This is a genomic window from Burkholderia humptydooensis, assembly GCF_001513745.1.
Classification (GTDB): Bacteria; Pseudomonadota; Gammaproteobacteria; order Burkholderiales; family Burkholderiaceae; genus Burkholderia; species Burkholderia humptydooensis.
In genome coordinates, this window is sequence record NZ_CP013380.1 from 1,124,438 (window position 1) to 1,150,560 (window position 26,123).

Annotated in this window: 19 protein-coding genes and 1 riboswitch; of the genes, 6 read left to right on the forward strand and 13 right to left on the reverse strand. The window is 70.0% G+C overall.

The genetic code is table 11. The features are described from left to right. Positions 1-38: 38 nt before the first annotated feature. Positions 39-2,741 (reverse strand): aminopeptidase N, encoded by a 2,703-nt coding sequence (pepN, locus tag AQ610_RS05205; protein WP_006025638.1) that lies wholly within the window; start codon positions 2,739-2,741, stop codon positions 39-41. A gap of 24 nt (positions 2,742-2,765) precedes the next feature. On the opposite strand from pepN, the gene AQ610_RS38035 reads away from it, so the two are divergent. Both AQ610_RS38035 and AQ610_RS05210 read left to right on the forward strand, forming a co-directional pair. Next, positions 2,766-2,903, forward strand: coding sequence for a branched-chain amino acid ABC transporter ATP-binding protein (locus tag AQ610_RS38035; protein ID WP_075644773.1), 138 nt, complete (start codon positions 2,766-2,768; stop codon positions 2,901-2,903). A gap of 57 nt (positions 2,904-2,960) precedes the next feature. Then, entirely contained in the window at positions 2,961-3,665 is a 705-nt protein-coding gene (locus tag AQ610_RS05210) for a DUF4136 domain-containing protein (RefSeq protein WP_006025639.1), read from the forward strand. Between the two features lie 241 nt (positions 3,666-3,906). Here AQ610_RS05210 and AQ610_RS05215 read toward each other — a convergent pair whose 3' ends face one another. The 7 genes from AQ610_RS05215 to AQ610_RS05245 all read right to left on the reverse strand — a co-directional run bounded on the left by AQ610_RS05215 (position 3,907) and on the right by AQ610_RS05245 (position 12,208). After that, positions 3,907-4,479, reverse strand: coding sequence for a TMEM165/GDT1 family protein (locus AQ610_RS05215; protein ID WP_006025640.1), 573 nt, complete (start codon positions 4,477-4,479; stop codon positions 3,907-3,909). Positions 4,480-4,571: 92 nt separating this feature from the next. Further along, positions 4,572-4,692: riboswitch (yybP-ykoY riboswitch) on the reverse strand. 94 nt (positions 4,693-4,786) lie between these two features. Beyond that, positions 4,787-6,097, reverse strand: coding sequence for a guanine deaminase (gene guaD, locus AQ610_RS05220; RefSeq protein WP_006025642.1), 1,311 nt, complete (start codon positions 6,095-6,097; stop codon positions 4,787-4,789). 25 nt (positions 6,098-6,122) lie between these two features. Continuing rightward, the gene (locus AQ610_RS05225) at positions 6,123-7,499 is read right to left on the reverse strand and encodes an NCS2 family permease (RefSeq protein WP_006025643.1); all 1,377 of its coding nucleotides are present in this window, start codon (positions 7,497-7,499) and stop codon (positions 6,123-6,125) included. A 67-nt stretch (positions 7,500-7,566) separates the two neighbouring features. Then, the gene (locus AQ610_RS05230; protein ID WP_006025644.1) at positions 7,567-8,592 is read right to left on the reverse strand and encodes an adenosine deaminase; all 1,026 of its coding nucleotides are present in this window, start codon (positions 8,590-8,592) and stop codon (positions 7,567-7,569) included. A gap of 41 nt (positions 8,593-8,633) precedes the next feature. Continuing rightward, a complete protein-coding gene (gene xdhC, locus AQ610_RS05235) occupies positions 8,634-9,677 on the reverse strand; it encodes a xanthine dehydrogenase accessory protein XdhC (RefSeq protein ID WP_043282465.1) in 1,044 nt (347 codons plus the stop codon). A 541-nt stretch (positions 9,678-10,218) separates the two neighbouring features. Next, the gene (locus AQ610_RS05240) at positions 10,219-10,728 is read right to left on the reverse strand and encodes a disulfide bond formation protein B (RefSeq protein ID WP_006025647.1); all 510 of its coding nucleotides are present in this window, start codon (positions 10,726-10,728) and stop codon (positions 10,219-10,221) included. A 103-nt stretch (positions 10,729-10,831) separates the two neighbouring features. Beyond that, on the reverse strand, positions 10,832-12,208 hold the full coding sequence (locus AQ610_RS05245; RefSeq protein WP_006025648.1) for an amidase: 1,377 nt from the start codon (positions 12,206-12,208) through the stop codon (positions 10,832-10,834). Positions 12,209-12,621: 413 nt separating this feature from the next. On the opposite strand from AQ610_RS05245, the gene AQ610_RS05250 reads away from it, so the two are divergent. Beyond that, complete coding sequence (locus AQ610_RS05250; RefSeq protein WP_006025649.1) at positions 12,622-13,950, forward strand: gamma-glutamyl-gamma-aminobutyrate hydrolase; 1,329 nt, start codon at positions 12,622-12,624, stop codon at positions 13,948-13,950. A 346-nt stretch (positions 13,951-14,296) separates the two neighbouring features. Beyond that, entirely contained in the window at positions 14,297-15,592 is a 1,296-nt protein-coding gene (locus AQ610_RS05255; protein ID WP_006025650.1) for an MFS transporter, read from the forward strand. A gap of 290 nt (positions 15,593-15,882) precedes the next feature. Here AQ610_RS05255 and AQ610_RS05260 read toward each other — a convergent pair whose 3' ends face one another. After that, the gene (locus AQ610_RS05260) at positions 15,883-17,727 is read right to left on the reverse strand and encodes a tetratricopeptide repeat protein (RefSeq protein ID WP_006025651.1); all 1,845 of its coding nucleotides are present in this window, start codon (positions 17,725-17,727) and stop codon (positions 15,883-15,885) included. A gap of 138 nt (positions 17,728-17,865) precedes the next feature. Between AQ610_RS05260 and AQ610_RS05265 the strand changes: the two genes are divergently transcribed. Then, positions 17,866-19,512 carry an FAD-dependent monooxygenase gene (locus AQ610_RS05265; RefSeq protein WP_006025652.1) on the forward strand — a complete coding sequence of 549 codons (1,647 nt, stop codon included), beginning with the start codon at positions 17,866-17,868 and terminating at the stop codon, positions 19,510-19,512. Between the two features lie 41 nt (positions 19,513-19,553). On the opposite strand, the gene AQ610_RS05270 is transcribed toward AQ610_RS05265, so the two are convergent. The 4 genes from AQ610_RS05270 to AQ610_RS05285 are packed head-to-tail and all read right to left on the reverse strand — an operon-like array spanning position 19,554 to position 24,838. Then, positions 19,554-19,823 (reverse strand): formate dehydrogenase subunit delta, encoded by a 270-nt coding sequence (locus AQ610_RS05270; protein ID WP_006025653.1) that lies wholly within the window; start codon positions 19,821-19,823, stop codon positions 19,554-19,556. 7 nt (positions 19,824-19,830) lie between these two features. After that, positions 19,831-22,785, reverse strand: coding sequence for a formate dehydrogenase subunit alpha (gene fdhF, locus AQ610_RS05275; protein ID WP_006025654.1), 2,955 nt, complete (start codon positions 22,783-22,785; stop codon positions 19,831-19,833). 14 nt (positions 22,786-22,799) lie between these two features. Next, a complete protein-coding gene (locus AQ610_RS05280) occupies positions 22,800-24,368 on the reverse strand; it encodes a formate dehydrogenase beta subunit (RefSeq protein WP_006025655.1) in 1,569 nt (522 codons plus the stop codon). Then, positions 24,365-24,838, reverse strand: a complete 474-nt coding sequence (locus AQ610_RS05285; RefSeq protein WP_006025656.1) for an NAD(P)H-dependent oxidoreductase subunit E — start codon at positions 24,836-24,838, stop codon at positions 24,365-24,367. Before AQ610_RS05285 ends, AQ610_RS05280 begins: the two co-directional genes overlap by 4 nt. A 130-nt stretch (positions 24,839-24,968) precedes the next feature. On the opposite strand from AQ610_RS05285, the gene AQ610_RS05290 reads away from it, so the two are divergent. After that, the gene (locus AQ610_RS05290) at positions 24,969-26,075 is read left to right on the forward strand and encodes a substrate-binding domain-containing protein (protein WP_009913262.1); all 1,107 of its coding nucleotides are present in this window, start codon (positions 24,969-24,971) and stop codon (positions 26,073-26,075) included. Positions 26,076-26,123: the final 48 nt, after the last annotated feature.

The window sequence follows — 26,123 nt, forward strand, 5'->3', positions numbered from 1 at the left end:
GCCGCCGGGAAAAGAGCCGCGGCCGCCCGCATCGTCCGTCAGGCGAGCGCCTTCTCGACGATCTCCCGCACGTCGCGCGACTGCGCGTTCGCGGCGACGCGTTCGAGCGCGTCGCGCATCCTGTCGCGCAGCGCCGGCGTGAAGCGGCGCCACAGCTCGAGCGCGCGCGCGAGCCGCGCGGCGACCTGCGGATTGAGCGCGTCGAGCGCGAGCACCTGGTCGGCCCAGAATGCATAGCCCGAGCCGTCGGCCGCATGGAACTGCGCGGGATTCGCCGAGCAGAAGCCGAAGATCAGCGAGCGCGCGCGGTTCGGATTCTTCAGGTTGAACGCCGGATGCGCGAGCAGCCTGCGCACGAGGTCGAGCGTCGGATGCTCGGGCGTGCCGCGCCGCGTCGCCTGCATCGAGAACCACTTGTCGATCACGAGCGCTTCCTTCTCGAAGCGGCGATAGAAATCGTCGAGCGCGCGATCGGCGTCGCGCGCGGCGTCGGCCGACGCGGTCGCCGCCGACAGCAGCGCGACGAGCGCGGACGCGCGGTCCGTCATGTTGTTCGAGGCGTCGTATTGCGCGGTGGCGAGACGGATCGCGTCGGCCGGCTCGTCGAGCTCGGCGAGGTAGGCGAGCGCGAGGTTCTTCAGCGCGCGGCGGCCCGCGTCGTCGGGCGTCGGCGTATACGCGCCAGGCGTCTGATGGCGCTCGTAGACCGCGAGCCAGTCGGCGGCGAGCGCGGTCGCGAGCTGGCGGCGCACGAACTGGCGCGCGCGATGGACGGCGGCCGGATCGGCTTGCGTCATCTGGTCGGCGAGATAGGCCTCCGACGGCAGCGTGAGCGCGAGCTCGCGGAACGCGGGCGACAGCGTGTCGTCCGTCAGCACGCGCCTGAACGCGGCGACGAACGCGTCGTCGAGCGCGAGCGGCTGCTGCGCGGCCGCGCGCGCGGCGAGCGTGAGCAGCGCGCGCGTCGCGAGGCGCTGGCCCGCCTCCCAGCGGTTGAACGGATCGCTGTCGTGCGCGAGCAGGAATGCGAGCTCGTCGTCGCGGTAGTCGTATTCGGCGATCACGGGCGCCGAGAAATTGCGCAGCAGCGACGGCAGCGGCGCTTCGTCGATGTCGGCGAACGTGAACGTCGTCTCGGTCTCGGTCAGCTCGAGCACGCGCGTCGTGCCCGACGCGGCCGCTTCGCCGTCGAGGCGCAGCGGCAGGTCGCGGCCGTCGGCGCCGATCAGGCCGATCGCGAACGGGATCAGGAGCGGCCCCTCCTGCGTGTCGCGCGCGGCGGGCGAGGTGTCGCCGTAGCCTTGCCGCAGCGTCACCGCGTAGCGTTTCGCGGCGGCGTCGTGAGCGGTGCGAACCGTCACGCGCGGGGTGCCCGCCTGGCTGTACCAGCGCTCGAACAGCGCGAGATCGCGGCCGTTCGCGTCGGCCATCGCGTGGCGGAAGTCGTCGCACGTGACGGCTTGTCCGTCATGACGCCGGAAGTACAGGTCCATCCCCTTGCGGAAGCCGTCGCGGCCGAACAGCGTCTGGTACATCCGCACGACTTCCGCGCCTTTCTCGTAGACGGTCATCGTGTAGAAGTTGTTGATCTCGACGTAGCTCTCGGGCCGCACCGGATGCGCCATCGGGCCCGCGTCCTCGGCGAACTGAAGCTGGCGCAGCACGCGCACGTCCTCGATGCGCTTGACCGCGCGCGCGGCGTCGTCGTCTTCGGCGCCCGCCGACATGTCGGCCGAGAATTCCTGGTCGCGGAACACGGTGAGGCCTTCCTTCAGGCTCAACTGGAACCAGTCGCGGCAGGTCACGCGGTTGCCCGTCCAGTTGTGGAAATACTCGTGGCCGACGACCGATTCGACGTTCGCGAAGTCGACGTCGGTCGCCGTCTCCGGATTCGCGAGCACGTACTTCGTGTTGAAGATGTTGAGCCCCTTGTTTTCCATCGCGCCCATGTTGAAGTCGCCGACGGCGACGATCATGAAGCGGTCGAGATCGAGTTCGAGGCCGAAGCGCCGTTCGTCCCAGCGGATCGAATGGATCAGCGAATCCATCGCGTGGCGGGTCTTGTCGAGATCCTGCGGCTCGACCCACACCTGAAGGAGCTTGTCCTTGCCGCTCGCCGATTTGATCGTCTCCTCGAGCTTGACGAGCGTGCCCGCGACGAGCGCGAACAGATAGCTCGGCTTCCTGAACGGGTCTTCCCACTTCGCGAAGTGGCGGCTGTTCGGCAGATCGCCGGAATCGACGAGATTGCCGTTCGACAGCAGCACCGGATACGCGGCCTTGTCGGCGCGCAGCGTGGCCGTGTACGACGCCATCACGTCCGGACGGTCGACGAAGTAGGTGATGCGCCGGAAGCCTTCCGCCTCGCACTGCGTGAAGAAGTTGCCGCTCGATACGTACAGGCCCGAGAGCGTCGTGTTCGATTCGGGCGCGCACGCGCTCTCGATCGTCAGCTCGAACGCGTCGGGCACGTTCTCGACGGCGAGGCCATGCTCGTGCACGCGCACCGCGTCGTACGGCTTGCCGTCGAGACGCGCGCCGGCGAACACGAGCGCCTCGCCCATCAGCTCGAAGTGCGGCGCGGGCGCGGCGTCCGGGTTGCGGCGCACGCGCATCGTGTTCTTGACGATCGTGCGCGCCGGCTCGAGATCGAACTCGAGCGCGACGGTATCGATCAGGAACGCAGGCGGCGTGTAGTCGCTGCGGCGGATCACGGCGGAGGGAGCGGCGATGTCGGACATGGCGATCGTGGGCGTAGGAAAAGTATGGACACGCGCCGGGCGGGCGGCGCGGCGGCAAGGGCCCATTGTACAAAGCCTTTGCGCAAGGCGCGCGGGACGAACTTTTCGGCGGCGCGGGCGGTCTTCGTCATATCGGCGCGGCGTCGGCGCGACGGCGTATGATCCGGTCATCGCGCCGCCCGGCCAGCCCGCGCGGCGCCATTGACCCAGAGGACGAACATGAAACGCATTTCCTTCATCCGCGGCACGGCGCTCGTCGCGGGCGCCCTGATCGTGCTGCTGTCCGGCTGCACGTCCTACGTCACGACGCAGGTCACGGCATTCTCGAACTGGAGCGGCAACGACGCGACGCGCACCTACGCGTTCGCGCGGACCGCCGAGCAGCAGAACAGCCTCGAGCAGTCGACCTATGAGCAGATCGTCGGCAACGAGTTGTCGACCTATTCGTTCAAGCGCGTGCCGACGAAGGACGCGCGCTATCTCGTCCGGCTCGCGTACGGCATCAAGAGCGACTGGGTGTCGGTGCCTCAGCCCGTCTACTACGACCCGTGGTTCGGCCCCGGCCCGTACTGGCGCGGCGGCCCGTGGGGGCCATACGGTCCGTGGGGACCGTTTCCAGCGGGCTACGTGAATCAGAGCTACCAGATTTTCCAGCGCTCGCTCGAGATCCGGATCACCGAGCGCGCGACGGGCACGGAGGTCTATAACGTCGCCGCGCGCAACGCGGGCGAAGGCTCGTCGCTGCTGCAGGCGATGCCGTATCTCGCCCGCGCGGCGCTCGCCGACTTCCCGCTCGGCAACGGCACCGTGCGCGCGGTGCGCCTGCCCGTCGACAAGAACGGCGCGCCCGCGCCGATGCCGTCGAACGAGCGCGCGGTGCCGGCCGCGCCCGCATCCGGCGCAGCCGTCGCGCCGGCGCGTTGAAACGGCGAGCCGACGAATCGGCGAGCCGGCTCGCCGGCGCAGTGAAAGGGGAGCCGGGAAAAAGGCGAAGCGGCGAACCCGTGAAACGGCGCGATGCCGAACCGGGCGCCACGCCGGTTCGACAGCCGGCCGTCAGTTGCCGCGGCTGTTGCCGCTGTTGCCGCAGCCGCCGTGACGAGCGGCTGCGATGCGCGGGGCGCGCGAACGTCTCGACGGCGGGCCGGCAGTTCCCTTCGCGCCGTCATACGTCGCCGTGGATGAACGCGAGCGCGCCGAGCACGATGAACAGCACGGCCGCGATGCCGTGAACGAGCTTCGTCGGCAGCCGGTGCGCGAAGCGGTCGCCGAGCAGGATCGCCGGCACGTTCGCGAGCATCATCCCGAACGTCGTGCCGGCGACGACGCCCACGTAATCCTGGAAGCGCGCGGCGAGCGCGACGGTCGCGATCTGCGTCTTGTCGCCCATTTCCGCGAGGAAGAACGCGACGAACGTCGCGCCGAACACGCCGAGCCGCGAGCGGTTCGCGTTCGCCTCGTCGGCGTCGAGCTTGTCCGGCACGAGGGTCCACAAGCCCATCCCGATGAACGAGATCGCGAGCGCCCAGCGCATCACCGTCGGCGTCAGATAGACGCCGAGCCACTCGCCGAGCGCGCCGGCGAAGCCGTGGTTGATCAGGGTCGCGGCGAGGACGCCGGCGATGATCGGCAGCGGCTTGCGGTAACGTGCGGCGAGGACGAGGGAGAGCAGTTGGGTCTTGTCGCCGATTTCGGCGAGGGCGATGGCGCCCGTCGAGATCAGGAAGGCTTCAGTCACGGAACGAATATCCCAGGGCCAGGTTGAACGCGAGCGACGATTCGCCGCGCGCCGGGCCCATCTGCGGCGTGCGGTGAACCATCGGTCTCGCCAGGCCCTGCGGGCTGCGTCCGCCATGGCCGCGACGGCCAAGTCTGTTGACGGACGCCCCCGTCACGAGCGCGCCGGGCGGCGTCGGCTCGAGCGGAGCGGCTACTCCCCAATGAGGAGCGGATTCTAGCACGCCTTTTTTGCACGAAGGGGGCGATTGTTGCGATCCACCTGCCGCCTGCCGCGCCGGGCCGCGGTCCCGGCGGCCTTCGCGCGCTCAGCCCGCGTCGGCGGCGTCGCGCCGGTGCACGCAGCGGCCCGCCGCATACGTGCGATAGACCGCGCGATCGTCGCCGAGCAGCGCGAGCGCGAACAGCAGCTCCTCGAGCGATTCCGCGCGCGCTGTGCGGCGCGCGAGCAGCGGCGTCGCGGCCGGATCGAGCACGACGAAGTCCGCCTCCGCGCGCGGCGCGAGCGTGCCGATCGTCTCCGCGAGGTCGAGCGCGTGCGCGGCGCCTGCCGTCGCGAGCCAGAACATTCGCGTCGCGCTCAGATGATGGCCCGTCATCCGCGCGATCTTGTGCGCCTCGTTCATCGTCTGCAGCATCGAGAACGACGTGCCGCCGCCGACGTCGGTCGCGAGCGTGACGGCCATCTGCCGCGCGTTCGCGCGATCGAAGTCGAACAGGCCGCTGCCGAGGAACAGGTTCGACGTCGGGCAGTGCGCGGCGATCGCGCCCGTTTCGGCGAAGCGCCGGCGATCGTCGTCGTCGAGATGGATGCAGTGGCCGTAGACCGCGCGTCGGCGCAGCAGGCCGTAATGATCGTAGACGTCGAGATAGCTGCGCCGCTCGGGGAACAGCTCGGCCGCCCAGCGGATCTCGTCGAGATTCTCCGCGACATGGCTCTGGATGAACACGTCCGGATGAAGCTTCGCGAGCGCGCCGCACGCTTCGAGCTGCTCGGGCGTCGACGTCGGCGCGAAGCGCGGCGTGAGCGCGTACGATTGCCGGCCGCGGCCGTGCCAGCGGGCGATCAGCTCGGCGCTGTCGTCGTAGCCCGATTGCGCGGTGTCGCGCAGGAACTCGGGGCAGTGGCGGTCCATCAGCACCTTGCCCGCGACCATTCGCAGGCCGCGCGCGTCGCTCGCGTCGAAGAACGCGTCGGCCGACTGCTTGTGCACCGTGCAGTAGACGAGCGCCGTCGTCGTGCCGCACGCGAGCAGGGTGTCGAGGAAAAACTCGGCGATGTCGCGCGCGTGCGCGGAATCGGCGAAGCGCCGCTCGGTCGGGAACGTGTAGCGGTCGAGCCACGGCAGCAAGCCCGGCGCCGGCGACGCGATCATTTCGGTCTGCGGATAATGGACGTGCGTGTCGATGAAGCCGGGCACGATCAGCTTGTCGCGCATCTCGACGAGCGTCGCGTCGGGGGCGAGACGCGGCGCGAGCGCCGCATGGGCGCCCGCCGCGACGACGCGTCCGCCGTCGACGATCAGGAGGCCGTCTTCGTCGTACGCGATCGCATCGTCCGATTGCGCGGGATCGCCGTCGAACCTCAGCAGGCGGGCGCGGAAAGCGGTTTGAGTCATCGTTTGGAATCCGTATCGATTGAAATCAGAGCTGCGCGACGAGCAGCACCGACAGCGCGGCGACCACCCACATCGCGGGCTTCACGTCGCGGCGGCGGCCGGTGAAGAGCTTCAGCACGACGAACGCGAGAAAACCGTATGCGATGCCTTCGGTGATCGAGTACGTGAGCGGAATCAGGATCATCGCGAGGAACGCGGGGATCGCCTCGTCGAAGCGGTGCCATTCGATCTTCGTGATCGATTCCATCATGAACACGCCGACGAGCACGAGCGCGGGCGCCGTCGCGATCGCGGGCACGAGCGACAGGAGCGGCGACAGGAACAGGAACGGCACGAAGCACAAGCCCGCGATCACCGCGACAAGCCCCGTGCGGCCGCCCGCCGAGATGCCGGCCGCCGATTCGATGTACGCGTTCGCGGGGCTCGTGCCGAGCGGCGCCGACACGACGGCCGAGAACGCGTCGACGATCATCGACTGGCGGATGTTGCGCGGATTGCCGCCGGCATCGCGCAGGTTGCCCGCCTCCGAGATCGCCATGAAGGTCGACAGTGCGTCGAAGAACGCGGTGAACAGCATCACGAAGATGAACGGCCAGTACGCGAACTTCAGCGAACCGAGCAGATCGAGCTGGCCGAGCGCCGAGAAGTCCGGCGCGGCGACGAAGCCGTTCCAGTTGACGAGCGTCTTCGTCGCGATCGCGGCGGGCCAGTACGCGCTGCCGTCGCCCCACACACGGCCAATCGGGATCGCGAGCAGCGTCGTCGCGACGATGCCGAGCATCAGCGCGCCCGTCACGCGGCGCACGACGAGCACGGTCGTGATCGCGAGGCCGGCGAGAAACGTGACGATCACCGGATTGAGCGACGTCGCATGGACGATCGTCACCGGGTCGCCTACGATGAACTTCGCGTTCACGAGCCCGATCAGGCTGATGAACAGGCCGATGCCGCACGACACCGCGTGCCGCAGGCTGGCCGGAATCGCGTCGACGACGAGCTTGCGCGCGTTGAACGCGGCGAGCGTCGCGAACAGCACGCCCGCCCAGAACACGCAGCCGAGCGCGGTCTGCCAGGGCATCTTGCCGCCGTGGACCATCACGAACGTGAAGAGCGCGTTCATGCCCATGCCAGGCGCGACGAGCACCGGATTGCGCGCGTACAGGCCCATTGCGCAACTGCCGAGGAAGCTGACGATCACGGTCGCCGTCAGCGCGGCCGGAAACGGCACGCCCGCCTGCGACAGGATGCCGGGATTCACGACGATGATGTACATCGCGGTCAGGAACGTCGTCACGCCGGCGACGATCTCGGTGCGCAGCCGCGAGCCGGACTCGCGGATGCCGAAATGGCGCTCGAGCGCCGAGCGTTTCGCGGGCGCGGCGGTGCCTTGATAGATGTCCATCGTTAAGCTCTCCTCAGAGTCTCGCGTCGGGCGCGCCGCGTCGCAGCGCGCGCGCGTCGTGCGGCTGTCAGGCCGCGTGCCAGTGCGCGTCGAGCTTCGCGATCAGCGCCGCGCGTTCGTCGGCGCTCACGAACGACGCTTCGAAGCCGTTCCTGATCACCGTGTAGACGTCGGCCTCGCCAAGCTGCAGCGCGTCGACGGTCGCGAAGTAGTTTTCGTTGACGTAGCCGCCGAAATACGCGGGATCGTCGGAGTTGATCGTCACCGCGACGCCGCGATCGAGCAGCGCCTTCAGCGTGTGCTTCGTCAGGTCGTCGAACACACGGAGCTTCAGGTTCGACAGCGGACAGACGGTGAGCGCGATCTTCTCGCCGGCGAGGCGCGCGACGAGCGCCGCGTCCTCCGCGCTGCGCACGCCGTGATCGACGCGATCGACCTTCAGCACGTCGAGCGCTTGCGTGACGTATTCGGGCGGGCCTTCCTCGCCCGCGTGCGCGACGAGCTTCAGGCCCCGCTCGCGCGCCTTCGCGAACACGCGCGCGAACTTCGACGGCGGATTGCCGCGCTCGGACGAATCGAGGCCGACGCCGACGAGGCGCTGCGCGTAGCGCTCGAAGAGGGGCAGTGCCGCCTCGAATGTCGCGAGCGCGTCTTCCTCGGACAGGTGGCGCAGGAAGCACAGGATCAGCTTGCTCGAGAAGCCGCGCGCTTGCGCATCGGCGAGCGCGCGATCGATGCCGGCGACGACCGTCTCGATCGGCACGCCGCGCTCGGTGTGCGTCTGCGGATCGAAGAAGATCTCCGCGTGCGCGACGTGATCGGCGAGCGCGCGCTCGACGTACTCGGCCGTCATGTCGTAGAAATCCTGCTCGGTGAGGAGCACGCTTGCGCCTGCGTAATAGATGTCGAGGAACGACTGCAGATCGGTGAACGCGTACGCGGCGCGCAGCGCGTCGATCGATTCGTACGCGAGCTTCACGCCGTTGCGCTGCGCGAGCTTGAAGATCAGTTCGGGCTCGAGCGAGCCTTCGATGTGGATGTGCAGTTCGGCCTTCGGCGCGCGGGCGATCTTGTCTTTGAATGTCGGGGTCATTGTGGTGTCGGTGGTCGTATCCTGGTTTGAATGATGGCGATTCAGCACGCGCTTGCGCCGGGTGGCGAAGGCGACGCGGCCGCACGCTCGTTCGCGCGGCGCGCGTCGACGGTCTGCAGGATCTGCGCGGCGACGGCGATCGCGATCGCCTCGGGCGCCTTGTCGACGATGCCGGGCACGCCGACCGGGCATTGCATCCGCGCGATCTGCAGCGGATCGATGCCGCGCGCGGCGAGCCGGTGCTCGAACTGCATCCGCTTCGTGCGCGAGCCGATCATGCCGAAGTACGCGTAGTCGCCGCGCGCGAGAATCCGGTGCGCGAGCTCGAGATCGCGGGCGTGATTGTGCGTCATCACGACGAAGTACGCACCGGGCGGCGCTTCATCGACCGCTTCGTCGGGCGCGTCGTTCGCGTCGAGCGACAGGTTGCGGATGCCCGCGAGCGCGTCGGGCGGCGGGAATTGCGCGTCGCGTTCGTCGACCCAGCGCACGTGGCAGGGCAGCGTGCCGAGCACGCGCACGAGCGCCGCGCCGACGTGCCCCGCGCCGAACAGCACGACCGAAAACGTGTGCGGCGCGATCGTCTCGGTTAGCAGCGGCGCGTCGCCCATCTCCCACAACAGGCAGTCGGTGCGCGCGGCGTTCGGCCCCGACCCCGGTTCGGGCTCGCTCAGCATCACCGCGTCGGGGACGGGGCCGAACGACACGCTGCGCACGGTTGGCGCGCCCGCCGCCGTGCGCTTCGCGAGCGACGTGATCCAGCCGAGATCGGCGATGTCGAGCCGCTCGAATGCGAGCACGACCGCGCCGCCGCAGCATTGGCCGAGGCTCGGACCGAGCGCGAGCCGTTCGAGCCGGCGTGCGTGCGGCGTGTGCGCGCCTTCCTTCAGCAATTGTCGAGCGATCTCGATCGCCTTCCATTCGAGATGGCCGCCGCCGATCGTGTGGCGCGCGGCCTCGCGCGTGACGAGCATCTTCGTGCCCGCGTCGCGCGGCGCGGAGCCGTCGACGCGCGCGACCGTCACGAGGACGGCCGCGTCGCCGCGGGCGAGCAGATGCTGCAGGTCGGTGAGCCAGGTTTCCATCCGGCGTTTCTCCTGATCGTGAATCAGGCCGTGGCGGCCGGGCGGGCGGCGGTTGCCGCGTGAAGCGCGCATCGCGCGCGGGCGCACTTCATGTCGCGGCGCGGCGAACGTGCGATTGCAGCGCGAGCCCACGGCATGCGGCGCGCGAAGCCCGTGCGGCCGGCTTGCTCGCTGTGGCCGAAGCCGATGCGGGAAACGTCGTCGATGCGGCAAGGACGAGCGGCGGCGCGGACGAAGCCGCGGCGGGACATGCGGATGGTTTGCGTTGTCATGGCGAATCCACGGGACATTGCGGATCAGGCGCGCGTTACGCAGGGTCGAGAGGCTCCCGCCTCGCGCACGTAGATCGCCATCCGGAAACGAAGATAGCACCGCAAAAAAGCGGCGGTATGGCCTGGCAATGATGCGAGCTATTCGGCGGCGATCATGATGCACGTAGGATTCGCGCGCCGGGCCGAAGTTGCCGGCGGCGGGAAACCGTTGCCCCGCGCGGGTCGCGGCGGGGCGGGGGGCGGATGCGGCGCCGACGCGCCGACGCCGATCAGCGCAGCCGGCCGCGGTGGCGCAGCAGGCTCACTGCAACGGGCACGACGATCAGCGCGAACGCGATCAGCGCCCAGCCGGGCAGCAGGATGCCGAAGATCGGCGGATAGACGGTCTCGCACAGCCCGGCGACCTTGAACACGCCCGGCAGCCAGTGCGCGGGCGGCAGGCTGTCGACGACGGGCTGCAGCGCGTCGAAGCCGCAACTGAAGCCCGGATTGAGCTGCACGTACAGGTGGCGCGCCGCGGTGCCGACGCCCGCGGCGGCTGACAGCACGATGAGCGCCTCGGCCACCGCGATGCCCGCGCCGCTCGTCACCCCCGCGCCGATGAACGCGAACACCGCGATCAGCACGAAGAAATAGCGCTGGATGATGCACAGCGGGCACGGGTCCTCGTTTTTCACGTACTGCAGATAAAGCGCGCCGGCAAGAAGCGCGAGGCATACGAGGCCCAGCAGCACGAGCAGGCGTCGTTCGCGGCGCAGCGAGAGCGTCAGATGGTTCATCGAAACGGAGTTCCTTCGAGCGGTCGGGAAAATCAATCGTCGGATTTTAACGCGAACGCCGCGCCGCTTTCCGACGGCGCGGCATCCGGCGCGCAAGCGGCGCTCAGCGGATCGTCGCGAGCACCGCTTCGACCGCCTGGCCGATCGCGAGCAGCGCGTCGTCGTGGTGCGGCGCGGCGGCGAGCATCAGGCCGACGGGCGCCGTGTCGCGCGGATGGCACGGCAGCGACAGCGCGCACGCGTCGAGAAAATTGAACGCGCTCGGGTTGCGCAGCACGAGCGCGTTCATGCGCGTGAACGCGTCGTCGTCCTGTTCGAGCTCGGCGATGCGCGGCGGCGCGATGGGCACCGTCGGCGCGACGAGCGCGTCGAAGCGCTGCCACACGGTGCGCGCCGCCTCGTCGATGAGCGCCGCGCGCGCGGCGACGAGATCGAGGTAATCGGCGGCGCTCGCCGGCTCGCCCCTCAGGATGCGCGCGAGCACGCGCGGATCGTACGCGTCGCGGTGGCGCGCGACGAGCGGGCGATGCCACGCGTACGCCTCGATCGAAGCGAAACCGAAGCGGTTGATGTCGGGCAGCGTGTCGAGCGGCGCGAAGCGCGCGTCCGACACGATCGCGCCCGCCGCCTCGAGATGCTTGAGCGCGGCGTCGAGCGACGCCGCGACGTGCGCGTCGACACCATCCGTCACGTAGTTCGTCAGCATGCCCAGCCGTACGCCTTCGAGCGGACGCGCGGCGCTCACGTGCGGCTCGAGGCCCGCGAGAATCCGGTCGACGAGCGCGCAGCACGCGACCGATACGCCGATCGGGCCGAACGAATCGAGCGTCGTCGACAGCGGCACGCCGCCTTGCTTCGGAATCCGGCTCGCGGTCGGCTTGAAGCCCGTCAGCCCGCAGAGCGCGGCGGGAATCCGGATCGAGCCGCCCGTGTCGGTCGCGAGCGCGACGGCCGCCATGCCGTCCGCAACCGACGCGGCCGCCCCCGACGACGAGCCGCCCGCGATCCGCTCGTCGCCAGGCACGCCGCGCCGGTACGGCGAGCGCGGCGTGCCGTAGTGCGGATTCAGGCCCAGGCCGGAGAACGCGAACTCGCTCATGTTCGTGCGGCCGACGAGCACGGCGCCCGCGCGCTTCAGGCGGGCGACCGTGACGGCGTCGGCGGCCGCCGGGGGCGCGTCGGCTAGCACGCGGGAGCCCGCGCGCGTCACCTGGCCCGCGACGTCGAACAGGTCTTTCACCGACACCGGGATGCCCGCGAGCGGCGACAGCACGGTGCCCGCCGCGCGCAGGCGATCGTGCGCGTCGGCGGCGGCGCGCGCGCCTTGCGCGTCGACCTCGGTGAATGCGAGCGCGCCTTGTCCCGCCGGATCGGCGATCCGTTCGAGCGCGGCTTCGACGAGCGCGCGGCTCGTCGTCGTGCCGGCGGCGAGGTCGGCGGCGAGTCGGGCGAGCGGCGGGAAGGGGGCGAAAGTGGTCATGGCGGTATCGGGCTGGATCGGGTTGGCGAAGCGCCGCGCGAAGCGGCCCGGAACGGTCCGGCGCGTCGCGAAGCCGCGCGACGGAGGGCGGCGGGCGGCTTCGCGCATTGTAGAACAGCGGTGCGTCGCGGAGGCGAGGGCCGCGAGCCGGGCATGAAATCGCGAAGTCGATGCGCTCGCGTGGCGCACCTTGTCGCGCCGCTGCCGTTGCGATGCCGCCGCGCGTCGTTTCGTCGGTCGAATCGCACGTCGAATCGTGCGTGTCGTCGCGCAATTGCAACGCGCGTCGGCGTGAATTCGACACAGCGTTGCAACAATATTGACGAAATTCTGTCGGTTTGCCGTCGATCGTGTACTGAAGCATAATGAATCTTTGTTGATTCTCCGCGTGACCGACGCGCCAGACCTTCGTCATGAGCGAAAACACGTCCGCAAGAGCCGACCAGTCCGGTTCTTCCTCTTCTTCCGCCGCGACGCCCTCCGGGCACGCCGGCCCGGCTTCCGCACCGTCTCCCGTCTCCGACAAACCGCCCGCGGGCGCGACTGTTCACGTCGGCGCGTTCGCCGCGCAGATCGCCGCCGCGCAGGACGTCGGCGATCCCGGCTCGGCGCCGACCGGCACGATCGCCGAGCCCGGCGCGCCCGGCGTTGCGGCGGGCGGCGCGGCCGTGGAGCCGGCGGCAGCCGCGCACGGCGCGCCTGCCGCCGCGCCCTCGGGCGCGACGAGCGCAGGCGCATCGGCGGCGGGCGCCGCGGGCTCCGCCGCGCACGCGAAAGCCGGCTCGCCGCCGCCGGGCTTCGGCGCGCAACCCGATTTCGAGACGTCGCGCCCGCCGCCCGCGAGCGCGGCCGCGCCTGCGCCGCCCGCCTACCTGAAACAGAGCGACACGCCGTGGTCGGTGTTCGGCCGGATCATCGCGGCGCGCGCGCGGCGGCTCTTCGACCGCGCCGGGCAGCGAATCACGCAGCGCACGCTGCGCATCGGCGTGTCGGCGCGCATCTTCCATCCGGAGGTGGGCGCGCCGGGGCTGCGCGGCAAGACGCTGCAGTATCTGGAGGAATCGATTGCGCACTGGGTGATGTCGCGCGACGTGCTCGTGTTCATGATTCCGACGGTCGGCCATCAGGGGATGCTGCATCCGAGCAACATCCGGCTGCGCGACTACGCGAAGCATCTCGACGGTCTGTTGCTGCAAGGCGGCGCCGACGTGTCGCCGCAGACCTACGCGGCGTCCGACGCGCGTCCCGAATGGCCCGGCGATCGCGTGCGCGACATGTACGAGCTCGAGCTGCTGCACGAGTTCATCGAGTCGGGCAAGCCGGTGCTCGGCGTGTGCCGCGGCTGCCAGCTCATCAACGTCGCGTTCGGCGGCTCGCTCTATCAGGACATCGCGACCGACGTGCCGACCGCGGGCGCGCACGTCAGCGAGCACTACGACCAGCACCGGCACGCGATCCGCTTTCCGGACGGCTCGACGCTCGCGAACATGTTCCCCGGCCGCCGCGAGGCGATCGTCAATTCGATCCACCATCAGGCGATCCGCGACATCGGCCGCGATCTGAACATCGAGGCGGTGTCGGCGGAAGACGGGATCATCGAAGGGGTCCGCTATCGCCGCGCGCCGTTCGTCGTCGGCGTGCAATGGCATCCGGAGTTTCATCGCGCGGGCGGCCCGGAGCTGCTCGACTGCACGCCGCTTCTCGACACGTTCCTGCGCGCGGCGCGCGAGACGCGGCTGTAGCCGGCGCGACGCGATTTCCCCGCGAGCAGGAAAGAGACGGGCCGCACTTCGGTGCGGCCCGTCGTTCGTTCGGCGTCCGGAGCGTCGGCCGGATGATCGCGCGATCGCGCCGCGCGTAAGAAGACGTGTAAAAGGACTCGAAAAGCGCTTTTTTTCAAATGCCTTTCGGATTGCTTCGCAAGCGGCGCTTTGACGCATCTCGCCGTCGTTCGCAGTAAGATGGCGGACGCCGCGCAGCGCATCATCGATCTGCGCGGCCCCCGGCGCGCCGGGGCAAGAAACACGATGTGACATGCGCCGTGCGCCGCCCTCGGGGCAGCCGCGGCGCAGCCTTATCGAGAGAGACATGACTACCGCGTCCCCCGCAATCCAGCAGGAATCCAAGGCCAGGACCGTGTTCCGCGTCGTCAGCGGCAACTTCCTGGAAATGTACGACTTCATGGTCTACGGCTACTACGCGTCCGCGATCGCCAAGACCTATTTTCCGAGCGGCAACGCGTTCGCCTCGCTGATGCTGTCGCTGTCGGTGTTCGGCGCGGGCTTCCTGATGCGTCCCGTCGGCGCGATCGTGCTCGGCGCGTACATCGACCATCACGGCCGCCGCAAGGGCCTCATCCTGACGCTCGCGTTGATGGCGCTCGGCACGCTGACCGTCGCGACGATTCCGGGGTACGCGACGATCGGCGTGCTCGCGCCGGTTCTCGTGCTGCTCGGCCGCCTGCTGCAGGGCTTCTCGGCGGGCGTCGAGCTGGGCGGCGTGTCGGTGTACCTGTCGGAGATCGCGACGAAGGGCAACAAGGGCTTCTACACGTCGTGGCAGTCGGGCAGCCAGCAGGTGGCCGTCGTGTTCGCCGCGTTCGTCGGCGTGCTGCTGAACCGCGCGCTGCCCGTCGAGCAAATGACGTCGTGGGGCTGGCGCATCCCGTTCCTGATCGGCTGCCTGATCGTGCCGTTCCTGTTCCTGATCCGCCGCTCGCTGAAGGAGACCGACGAGTTTCTCGCGAAGCGCCGCCGTCCGAGCATGGGCGAGATCATGAAGTCGATGCTCGAAAACTGGGGCGTCGTGCTCGCCGGCATGGGGATGGTCATCATGACGACCGTGTCGTTCTACATGATCACCGCGTACACGCCGACGTTCGGCAAGGAAGTGCTGCACCTGTCGGCGACCGACGCGCTCGTCGTGACCGTCTGCGTCGGGCTGTCGAACCTGGTCTGGCTGCCGCTGTCGGGCGCGCTGTCCGACCGGATCGGACGTCGCCCGGTGCTGATCGCGTTCACGGCGCTCACGATCCTCACCGCGTATCCGGCGATGCAGTGGCTCGTCGGTTCGCCGTCGTTCCTGCGGCTGCTGACCGTCGAGCTGTGGCTGTCGTTCCTGTACGGCTCGTACAACGGCGCGATGGTCGTCGCGCTGACCGAGGCGATGCCGGCCGACGTGCGCACCGCGGGCTTCTCGCTCGCGTACAGCCTCGCGACGACGATCGGCGGCTTCACGCCGGCGATCTCGACGCTGCTGATCCACGAGACCGGCAACAAGGCGGCGCCGGGGCTCTGGCTCGGCCTCGCCGCGATCTGCGGGCTGATCGCGACGCTCGTGCTGTACCGGTCGCCGGAAGCGCGCAAGCAGTACAAGACGACTTGAGCGGACGGGCGGCCCGCCGCGAGCGGGCCGTCGTCGGCGAATCGGAAAACGGAGCGCGTCGCGCTCCGTTTTTGTTCGGGCGAAGCGTTGGCGTGGGCGCGCAGCGAAGACGCCGGGGCAAGCCGCGAGCCGTGAGGGCGTGCGAGCGCAGCATCGACGAATCGAGCAGGTCGCGGCGAGAAAGCGAGAAAGCGAGAGGGCGAGAAGGCGAGAAGGCGAATCCCGTCGGACGCATCGTGGACGCGATGCTCATACGGTCAAAAGGGGCACGCACGAATGCGCGCGCGCCGTCACCCGCGTGCGATCTCGCCCGCGACGGCCGCGACCACGTCGTCCCAGCGTCCCGGCTCCGATTGCCGGACGAGCCGCGCGCGCGGATACCACGGGCTGTCGTTGCCCGTGCTCCAGCGCCAGTCGGCGGCGACGGGCAGCATCAGCCACAGCGGCTTGTCGAGCGCGCCCGCGAGGTGGGCGACCGCGGTGTCGATCGAGACGACGCCGTCGAGCCGATCGATGAGCGCGGCCGTCGCCGCGAAATCGGTCAGGCCGTCGAGCCGATGGATGCGAGCCGCATCCGGATGCGCGTCGAGCGCCGCGCGCTCGGTATCCGTCAGCGTCGGCTGCAGCACGATCCAGTCGATGCCGGCGAGCGCGAAGAGCGGCGCGAGCGCATCGAGCGGCAACGCGCGATTCTCCTGCACCTGCGCGCTGCCGGACCATGCGATGCCGAGCTTGCGCTTCGCCTGCCCGCCGAGCGAGCCGCGAAAACGGCGGCGCGCGGCGTCGGGCACGTCGAGATACGGCGTGTGAGACGGGATCGAGTCGTATTCGAGCCCGAGCGCGAACGGCAGGCTCAGGAGCGGGCAGACGAGATCGGCGGCGGGCGTTTGCGCCGCATCGGCCGACACGACGCTCACGCGCCAGCGCGCGGCCATCGGCGCGACGAGCGGCAGCAGCGTGGGCTGGACTTGCAGGATCAGCCGCGCGCAGCGCGCGCGAGCGAGCGGCACGAGCCGCACGAACTGCAGCGTGTCGCCGAAGCCCTGCTCGGCGCGCACGAGCAGCGTGCGGCCCGCGATCGGCTCGCCTTGCCAGCGCGGCAGCGGCCCGAGCGGCGCCGCGCCCGGCAGCGCATGCCGCGCTTCGTACGCGGGCAGGCCGCGTGCGAAGTCGCGCAGCGTGAGCAGCGTGACCGCGCGATGCATTTGCGCGAGCGCGTGCGACGGATCGAGCCGCAGCGCCTGATCGAACGCGCGCAGCGCCATCTCGTGCGCGCCGAGCGCGTGATGCGCGGTGCCGAGGTTGAGCCAGGCGAGCACGAACGACGGATCGAGCCCGACCGCGCGCTCGTAATGCGGCAGCGCGTCGCGATGGCGGCCGAGCGCCGCGAGCGCGTTCGCGAGCCCGAACAGCGCGAGCGGGAAGCGCGGCTGCAGCGCGAGCGCGGATTCGAACGCGCGCAGCGCCTGCGCATGCCGGCCGACCGCGTCGAGCGCGTTGCCGAGATTGAAATGCGCGGCGACGAAGCGCGGCTCGGCGGCGAGCGCCGCGCGAAAATGCGCGACCGCCTCGTCGGTATCGCCGAGCGCGGCGAGCGCCATCCCTAGGTTGTTGTGCGCGCCCGCGTGGCCGGGGCGCAGTTCGAGCGCGCGGCGAAACGCCGCAAGCGCGCCGTCGTGCCGGCCGAGCGCGTTGAGCGCGTTGCCGAGGTTGTTGTGGATCGACGCGTCGCCGGGCGTGAGCGCGAGCGCGCGCTCGAACGCGTCGACCGCGTCGTCGTGGCGCTCCTGCGCCGCGTACGCGTTGCCGAGGTTGTAATGCGCGAGCGGAAACTCCGGCGCAAGCGTGAGCGCGTTGCGAAAGCGCTCGATCGCTTCGTCGAGCCGGCCGAGCGCCTTGAACGCGTTGCCGAGGTTCAGTTGCAGCGCCGCGTCGTTCGGGCGCAACTCCACCGCGCGGCCGACGAGATCGGCTGCTTCTTCGTGCCGGCCCTGCTGATGGCGCAGCACGCCGAACAGGTGCAGCGCGTCGGCATCGGCGGGATTGGTGGCGAGCGCCGCCCGGTAGCCGTGCTCGGCATCGTCGAGCCGGCCGGCGCGGTGCGCGGCGAACGCGCGGTCGAAAGCGGATTCCATGACGCGGGACAAACGGGAAACCCCGCATTTTCCCATACCTCGAACCGCGCCGGCCGAATCCACCGGTGCGGCCGCCCGCTATGGATGCGGTGCGGCGGCGGGCGTAGACTGCGGATGTTGCGTATCGACGAGGTCCTTATGGCAGTCGTTCCGCTCGCCACGCCTCCCGTGCTGATCGTCGGCGCCGGGCCGACCGGGCTCGCCGCCGCGCTTTGCCTCGCGCGCGCCCGCGTGCCGTTGCGAATCGTCGACAAGGCGGCGCAGCCCGCGCGCCATTCGCGCGCGATCGGCATCCAGGCCCGAACGCTCGAGCTCCTCGAGCAGCAGCGCGTCGTCGACCGGTTCGTCGAGCTCGGCCATCGCGCGCGCGTCGCGATCCTGTACTCGGCCGGGCAGCGTATCGCCGAGCTCGACTTCGATCCGCTGCAAACGCGCTATCCGTACCTGCTGTTTCTCGACCAGACCGTCACCGAGCGTTTGTTGGCCGAGCATCTCGCGACGTTCGGCGTCCACGTCGAGCGCGGCGTGACGCTCACGCACTGCGGAGAGCCGGAAGGCGCGCTCGACGTCCGGCTGCGCCACGGCGACGGCCGCGACGAGCGTCTGCAGCCGTCGTACGTCGTCGCGGCAGACGGCGCGCACAGCACCGTCCGGCGTCTGCTCGACGTCGATTTCGTCGGACATGCGTTCGAGCAGACGTTCATGCTCGCCGATCTCGACGTCGGCGCCGACTGGCCGGACGACGAGATTCATTTGTTCACGACGGGCGACGGCATTGCCGGATTGTTTCCGATGGGCAACGGCCGCTACCGGCTCGTCGCCGATCGGCCGCCGCGCAACGGCGCGCTCGACGACGAGCACGGGCCGTCGCTCGACCTGTGCCGCGAAATCGTGCGCGCGCGCGTGACGCCGGATCTGAAGATCGGCGATCTTGCGTGGTCGTCGTATTTTCATCTGCACAGCCGAATGGTCGCGAAGCTGCGCGTCGGGCGCGTGTTCTTCGCGGGCGACGCGGCGCACGTGCACAGCCCGGCGGGCGCGCAGGGGATGAACACGGGTATCCAGGAGGCGTTCAATCTCGGCTGGAAGCTCGCGCGCGTGCTGGCCGGCAACGCGCCCGAGCGGCTGCTCGACACGTATCACGCGGAGCGCCATCCGATCGAGCGCGACATGCTGCGGCAGACGAGCTTCGCGACACAGCTCGTCGAGGCGGACCGCGGGCCGCTCAAGCTGCTGCGCGATCACGTCGTGCCGATCCTCGCGTCGTTCGGGCCGCTGCGCGATGCGGCGCGCCGCACGGTCAGCGAGCTCGCGATCCAGTATCGGAAGAGCCCGCTCACGCTCGAGCGCGTGCTCGACGGCGGGCCGCGCGCAGGCGAGCGCGCGCCGGACGCGCTCGTGCAGGTACTCGACGGGCCGCTGGGCAAGGCGCCCGGCGTCGCGCGCCTCTTCGATCTGCACGATCCCGCGCATTTCACGCTGCTCGTGCTCGAGCCGCGCGAGGCGATTGACGACACGTTGCCGTCGGACCCCGGCGAGGACGGCCGCACGCTCGCCGACGCGCTCGAGCGGATCATGCCGGGCGCGGTGCGCTGCTGGCGCGTGACGGATGCGCAAGGCGAGGGCGCGCCGCTGCTGGCCGATGCGTACGGGCGCGCGCGGCCCGTGTTCTACCTGCTGCGCCCGGACGGCTACGTCGCCGCGCGCGGCCGCCCGGCGACCGATGCGAACGCGTTGCTGCGCCATTGCGAGACGTGGTTCTCGGGAATGCGGCTCGAAGGCTGAAGGCGACGGCGCGCCCGGCGGGCGCAGCGCCTGCGCCCGTCCTACGCGGCGTGCGGCGCGACGGGCGAGGCAGGCGCCGGCTCGAGCGACGCGCGGTGCCTGTCGATCGCCTCGCGAACGATCGGTGCGACGCTTTGCGCGGCCTCGTCATGCGGATCGTCGAGCGCGGCGAGGAGCGCGCGGCGCATCCGCGGCTCCCAGAAGCGCCGGATGTGGTCGGCGATGCCCGCGACCGCCTCGTCGTGATCCGGCATCGACGCGAAGAACGCGCCGATCTGGTTTGCCATGTCGATCAGGTGTCGGCTTTCCATGTCGACCTCACTTGCCCGATGCCGTTGCCGGCGCGCCCGCCGCCGTGCGCCGCTCGAGCAGCGCGAGCTGCTCCGCGCGAAAGCGCGTGTACGCGCGCTGCCACTCGGACGGTTGCGCGACGGGCGCGACCTGCACGGCCGTCACCTTGTACTCGGGGCAGTTGGTCGCCCAGTCGGAACTGTCGGTCGTGATCACGTTCGCGCCGGATTCCGGGAAGTGGAACGTCGTGTAGACGACGCCCGGCTGCATCCGCTCGGTGACGAGCGCGCGCAGCACCGTCTGCCCCGCGCGCGATTCGACGCCGACCCAGTCGTCCGTCCCGATCCCGCGATCGTTCGCGTCGTGCGGATGGATCTCGAGCCGGTCCTCGCCGTGCCAGCGGACATTTTCCGTGCGGCGCGTCTGCGCGCCCACGTTGTACTGCGACAGGATCCGGCCTGTCGTCAGGATGAGCGGATAGCGCGGCGTGACCTTCTCCGGCGAAGCGATGTACTGCGTGATCATGAACTTGCCCTTGCCGCGCACGAAGTGATCGACGTGCATCGTCGGCGTGCCTTCGGGCGCCGCGTCGTTGCACGGCCACTGGACGCTGCCCAGCTCGTCGAGCAGCGCGTACGACACGCCCGCGAACGTCGGCGTGAGACGCGCGATCTCGTCCATGATCTCGGACGGATGCGCGTAATGCATGTCGTAGCCGAGCGCGCGCGACAGCATCAGCGTCACCTCCCAGTCCGCGTAGCCGGAAAGCGGCTTCATCGCGCGGCGCACGCGCGAGATCCGGCGCTCCGCGTTCGTGAACGTGCCGTCCTTCTCGAGGAAGGTCGCTCCCGGCAGGAACACGTGCGCATACTTCGCGGTTTCGTTCAGGAAGATGTCCTGCACGACGAGGCATTCGAGCGACGACAGCGCGGCCGCGACATGCTGCGTGTTCGGGTCCGACTGGACGATGTCCTCGCCCTGGCAGTAGAGGCCCTTGAAGCTGCCGTCGAGCGCCGCGTCGAACATGTTCGGGATGCGCAGGCCGGGCTCCGGCTGCAGCGTCGTCGACCACGCTTCGTCAAAGAGCGCGCGCACCGCGGCGTCGCCGATGTGCCGGTAGCCGGGCAGCTCGTGCGGGAACGAGCCCATGTCGCACGAGCCCTGCACGTTGTTCTGCCCGCGCAGCGGGTTCACGCCCGCGCCCTCGATGCCGAGGTTGCCCGTCGCCATCGCGAGATTCGCGATGCCCATCACCATCGTCGAGCCCTGCGCATGCTCGGTCACGCCGAGCCCGTAGAAGATCGCGGCGCGTCCGCCCGTCGCATACAGGCGCGCGGCGGCGCGCACCGCGTCGGCCGGCACGCCGGTGACGTCCGCGGTTGCCTCGGGCGAGTTCTCGGGCTGCGCGGCGAACGCGCGCCACACGTCGAACGCATGCGGCTCGCAGCGCTCGGCGACGAATGCCTCGTCGACGAGGCCCTCGGTGACGATCACGTGCGCGAGCGCGTTGACGAGCGCGACGTTCGTGCCGGGGCGCAATTGCAGATGATGGACGGCCTTCACGTGCGGGCCATCGACGAGATCGATCCGGCGCGGATCGACGACGATCAGCTTCGCGCCCTCGCGCACGCGGCGCTTCAGGCGCGAGCCGAACACCGGATGGCCGTCGGTCGGATTCGCGCCGATCACGACGATCACGTCGGCCGAGCCGACCGACGCGAACGTCTGCGTGCCCGCCGATTCGCCTAGCGTGACCTTCAGGCCATAGCCCGTCGGCGAATGGCAGACGCGCGCGCAGGTATCGACGTTATTGTTGCCGAACGCCGCGCGCACGAGCTTCTGCACGAGGTACGTCTCCTCGTTCGTGCAGCGCGACGACGTGATGCCGCCGATCGAATCGCGGCCGTGCCTGTCCTGGATGCGGCGGAACCGCGCGGCCGCATGGCCGATCGCTTCGTCCCAGCTCACTTCGCGCCAGGCATCGGTGATGTTCTCGCGGATCATCGGCTTCGTGATGCGGTCCTTGTGCGTCGCGTAGCCCCACGCGAAGCGGCCTTTCACGCACGCGTGGCCTTCGTTCGCCTGACCGTTCTTGTGCGGCGTCATCCGCACGACCTGCTCGCCCTTCATCTCCGCCTTCAGCGAGCAACCGACGCCGCAGTACGCGCAGGTCGTCACGACCTCGTGCTCGGGCTGGCCGAGCCGCACGACGCTCTTCTCGACGAGCGTCGCGGTCGGGCACGCGGCGACGCATGCGCCGCACGACACGCATTCCGAATCCATGAACGCCTCGTCCGCGCTCGCCGCGACGCGCGATTCGAAGCCGCGCGCGGCGATCGTCAGCGCGAACGTGCCCTGCGTTTCCTCGCACGCGCGCACGCAGCGATTGCAAACGATGCACTTCGACGGATCGTAGCTGAAGTACGGATTCGATTCGTCCTTCGCGTCGTTCAGATGGTTCTTGCCGTCGAAGCCGTAGCGCACCTCGCGCAGGCCGACCGCGCCCGCCATGTCCTGCAGCTCGCAATCGCCGTTCGCCGCGCACGTGAGACAGTCGAGCGGATGATCGGAGATGTAGAGCTCCATCACGTTGCGGCGCAGGTCCTGCAGCCGGTCGCTTTGCGTGCGCACCTTCATGCCGGCCTCGACGGGCGTCGTGCACGACGCCGGATAGCCGCGCCGGCCCTCGATCTCGACGAGGCACAGGCGGCATGAGCCGAACGGCTCGAGCGAATCGGTCGCGCAGAGCTTCGGCACGTTGATGCCGGCCTCGATCGCCGCGCGCATCACCGACGTGCCGGCCGGCACCGTGACCGTGCGGCCGTCGATGTCGAGCGTGACGTCGGCGTCGGCGTGGCGCTTCGGGGTGCCGTAGTCGGTGTCGTCGAACGGATCGGCGCGGCGCGCTTGCGCCGCGCTCTTGCACGCGCACTGGCCGGAGCCGCAGCCTTGCCGGGACGAATCGAATGCGGAAGAGGTCATCGGGGCTCCTGCTGTCAGGCCGTGGCGGGCGCCGCGCCGCTCGCGTGCGCGGCGAGGCCGAAATCTTCGGGGAAGTGGTCGAGCGCGGACAACACCGGGTACGGCGTCATGCCGCCCATCGCGCAGAGCGAGCCCGCGGTCATCGTGTCGCACAGGTCGCGCAGCAGGCGCACCTGCTTTTCCGACGTGTCGCCCGCGCGGATCTTCGCGATCGTCTCGACGCCGCGCGTCGAGCCGATCCGGCACGGCGTGCACTTGCCGCACGATTCGAGCGCGCAGAAGTGCATTGCGTATTCGGCGAGCGCGGCGAGGTTCGACGTGTCGTCGTGCAGCACGATGCCGCCGTGCCCGACGACGGCGCCGACGGCCGCGTACGCCTCGTAGTCGAGCGGGATGTCCCACTGGCTGTCGGGCAGGTAGGTGCCGAGCGGGCCGCCCACCTGCGCGGCGCGCGCCGGGCGGCCGCTCGCGGTGCCGCCGCCGAAGTCGAACAGCAGCTCGCGCAGCGTGACGCCGAATGCGAGCTCGACGAGCCCGCCGCGCTTCACGTTGCCCGCGAGCTGGAACGGCAGCGTGCCGCGCGAGCGGCCCATCCCGTAGTCGCGATAGAACGCCGCGCCGCGCGCGAAGATGACCGGCACGGTCGCGAGCGTGATCACGTTGTTGATGACGGTCGGCTGCCCGAAGAGCCCCGACAGCGCGGGCAGCGGCGGCTTCGCGCGCACGACGCCGCGCTTGCCCTCGAGCGATTCGAGGAGCGCCGTCTCTTCGCCGCAGACATACGCGCCCGCGCCTTTCGCGACGTGCAGCTCGAACGCGTGCGCGGTGCCGAGCACGCTCGCGCCGAGCCAGCCGGCCGCGCGCGCGCGGGCGATCGCTTCGCCCAACGCCGCGATCGCGTGCGGATATTCGCTGCGCACGTAGATATGGCCGACCGTCGCGCCCGTCGCGACGCCCGCGATGATCATCCCTTCGATCAGGCAGTACGGATCGCTTTCCATCAAGAGGCGATCGGAGAACGTGCCGGAATCGCCTTCGTCTGCGTTGCAGACGATGTATTTCTGCGCGGCCGCGGCTTCGCGCACGGTCCGCCACTTGATGCCCGCCGGAAACGCGGCGCCGCCGCGTCCGCGCAGGCCCGATTCGACGAGCGTCTCGCACGCGACGGCGCCGTCGAGCGCGAGCGCGTTCTTCAGGCCCGCCAGGCCGCCGTGCGCGACGTAGTCGTCGATCGACACGGGATCGGTGATGCCGATGCGCGCGAACGTGAGCCGCTGCTGGCGCTTCAGATAAGGAATTTCGTCGACGATGCCGACGCGCGCCGGATGTTCGCCGCCGTCGAGCCAGCCGGCGTCGAAGAGCGCGGGGACATCGGCCGGCGTGAGGTTCGCGTAGCCGACGCGGCCCGCCGCGGTGCCCACTTCGACGAGCGGCTCGAGCCACAGAAGGCCGCGCGAGCCGTTGCGCACGAGTTCGATCGCGACGCCGCGCTTCGCCGCCTCCGCCTCGATCGCGCGCGCGAGCGCGTCCGCGCCGACCGCGAGCGCCGCGCAATCGCGCGGCACATGGATGCGCGTGCTCATGCGGGCTCCTCCGTGCGGACGGCCGCGTCGAAGAGCGCGTCGAAGCGCGCGGGCGACATCTTGGCATGCGGCTCGTCGTTGATCGTGAGCGACGGCGACTGCGCGCAAAGGCCGAGGCAATAGACCGATTCGAGCGCGACCTCGCCGCCGTGCCCGCCGTCGATCCGGCAGCCGGCGCGCGCCTGCGCGTGCGCGACGAGCGCCTCGCCGCCCATGCTGCGGCACGCTTCCGCGCGGCAGAGCCGGATCGTCACGCGCGCGGGCGGCGCGGTGCGGAAATGGTGGTAGTAGGTCAGCACGCCGTGCACTTCGGCGCGCGACAGGTTGAGCGCTTTCGCGAGCGGCTCGACGCACGCGGGCGGCACGTAGCCCGCGTCGTCCTGGATCGCGTGCAGGATCGCGACGAGCGACCTGCCGGGTTGCGCATGCGCGCGCACGAGCGCGTCGGGCGCGACGGAACTGGGGGACATCCTGTTGCCTCCTCCGAAGCCATATATGCGCTTATGGTTCATATAGAGCGCAAACAGACCTTGAGATATTGATGTGTATCAACGATAAATCGATAGAATGACGGTCGCAATAGGAAACAGGATTGCATAAATGATTCGAGTCGAATGCGACGCGCATTTGATCGTGCGCGACACTGACGGCCGTACGGCGAGCCTGACCGATGTGGCGCCGCTCCTCGAGCTCGTCGCGACGGCGGGCAGCATCGCGCAGGCGGCCGACGCGAGAGGGCTGTCGTACCGGCACGCGTGGGGGCTGCTGCGCGCGTTCGAGGCGTGCGTCGGCGGCGCGCTGATCGAAACCGTGCGCGGCAAGGGTTCGTCGCTGTCCGAGCTCGGGCAGGCGGTCGTCGATGCGCAGCGGCTCGCCCGCGAGCGTCTCGACGGCAACCTGCGCGCGCTCGCGGCGGAAGTCGCGAGCGGGCTCAACCGGCGGCTCGCGCGTCACGCGGGCGCGCTGCGGATCCACGCGTCGCACGGCTACGCGGTTGCGGCGCTCGTGTCCGCGCTCGTCGAAGCCGGTTCGCCCGTCGACATCAAGTACCGCGAGAGCGTCGAGGCGATGCGCTCGCTCGCGGGCGGCGAATGCGATCTGGCGGGCTTTCATCTGCCGCGCGGCGCGTTTCGCGCGCCCTGCGCGCAGATCTACCGGCCGTGGCTCGACGATGCCGATCACGTGCTGATCCATCTGACGCGCCGCCAGCAGGGCCTGTTCGTGCCGCGCGGCAACCCGAAGCGGGTGGCGGGCCTCGCCGACCTCGCGCGCGGCGACATCCGCTTCGTCAACCGGCAGCCGGGCTCCGGCACGCGTATGCTGCTCGATCTCGCGCTGCGCGACATCGGCATCGATCCGGAGCGGATCGACGGCTATGCATCGGCGGAGCTCACGCATTCGGCGATCGCCGCGTTCGTCGCGAGCGGGATGGCCGATCTCGGCTTCGGCGTCGAGCCGGCGGCGCGCCACTTCGGGCTCGACTTCATTCCGATCGTCGACGAGGATTATTACTTCGCGTGCGAGCGTTCGCGGCTCGGCGGCGCGCCGCTCGCGGGCGCGCTTGCTTTGCTGCGCGACGACGGCTACCACGCTGCCGTCGCGCGGCTCGACGGCTACGATCCGAGCGTGTGCGGCACGCTCGTCGATGTGGCGGCGGGCCTCGCGGGCACGGCCGACGATGCGCGCGCCGGCGGTCATCTGCTGTAACGAAGCGGCTGCGCGCACAGCGCTGCAAGGCGCGCGCATTTGCGTTAC

Coding starts and splice junctions, on each gene's coding strand:
- pepN (WP_006025638.1), bottom strand. CDS start 2,741: ATGTCCGACATCGCCGCTCCCTCCGCCGTGATCCGCCGCAGCGACTAC.
- AQ610_RS38035 (WP_075644773.1), top strand. CDS start 2,766: ATGGACACGCGCCGGGCGGGCGGCGCGGCGGCAAGGGCCCATTGTACA.
- AQ610_RS05210 (WP_006025639.1), top strand. CDS start 2,961: ATGAAACGCATTTCCTTCATCCGCGGCACGGCGCTCGTCGCGGGCGCC.
- guaD (WP_006025642.1), bottom strand. CDS start 6,097: ATGACTCAAACCGCTTTCCGCGCCCGCCTGCTGAGGTTCGACGGCGAT.
- AQ610_RS05225 (WP_006025643.1), bottom strand. CDS start 7,499: ATGGACATCTATCAAGGCACCGCCGCGCCCGCGAAACGCTCGGCGCTC.
- AQ610_RS05230 (WP_006025644.1), bottom strand. CDS start 8,592: ATGACCCCGACATTCAAAGACAAGATCGCCCGCGCGCCGAAGGCCGAA.
- xdhC (WP_043282465.1), bottom strand. CDS start 9,677: ATGGAAACCTGGCTCACCGACCTGCAGCATCTGCTCGCCCGCGGCGAC.
- AQ610_RS05240 (WP_006025647.1), bottom strand. CDS start 10,728: ATGAACCATCTGACGCTCTCGCTGCGCCGCGAACGACGCCTGCTCGTG.
- AQ610_RS05245 (WP_006025648.1), bottom strand. CDS start 12,208: ATGACCACTTTCGCCCCCTTCCCGCCGCTCGCCCGACTCGCCGCCGAC.
- AQ610_RS05250 (WP_006025649.1), top strand. CDS start 12,622: ATGAGCGAAAACACGTCCGCAAGAGCCGACCAGTCCGGTTCTTCCTCT.
- AQ610_RS05255 (WP_006025650.1), top strand. CDS start 14,297: ATGACTACCGCGTCCCCCGCAATCCAGCAGGAATCCAAGGCCAGGACC.
- AQ610_RS05260 (WP_006025651.1), bottom strand. CDS start 17,727: ATGGAATCCGCTTTCGACCGCGCGTTCGCCGCGCACCGCGCCGGCCGG.
- AQ610_RS05265 (WP_006025652.1), top strand. CDS start 17,866: ATGGCAGTCGTTCCGCTCGCCACGCCTCCCGTGCTGATCGTCGGCGCC.
- AQ610_RS05270 (WP_006025653.1), bottom strand. CDS start 19,823: ATGGAAAGCCGACACCTGATCGACATGGCAAACCAGATCGGCGCGTTC.
- fdhF (WP_006025654.1), bottom strand. CDS start 22,785: ATGACCTCTTCCGCATTCGATTCGTCCCGGCAAGGCTGCGGCTCCGGC.
- AQ610_RS05280 (WP_006025655.1), bottom strand. CDS start 24,368: ATGAGCACGCGCATCCATGTGCCGCGCGATTGCGCGGCGCTCGCGGTC.
- AQ610_RS05285 (WP_006025656.1), bottom strand. CDS start 24,838: ATGTCCCCCAGTTCCGTCGCGCCCGACGCGCTCGTGCGCGCGCATGCG.
- AQ610_RS05290 (WP_009913262.1), top strand. CDS start 24,969: ATGATTCGAGTCGAATGCGACGCGCATTTGATCGTGCGCGACACTGAC.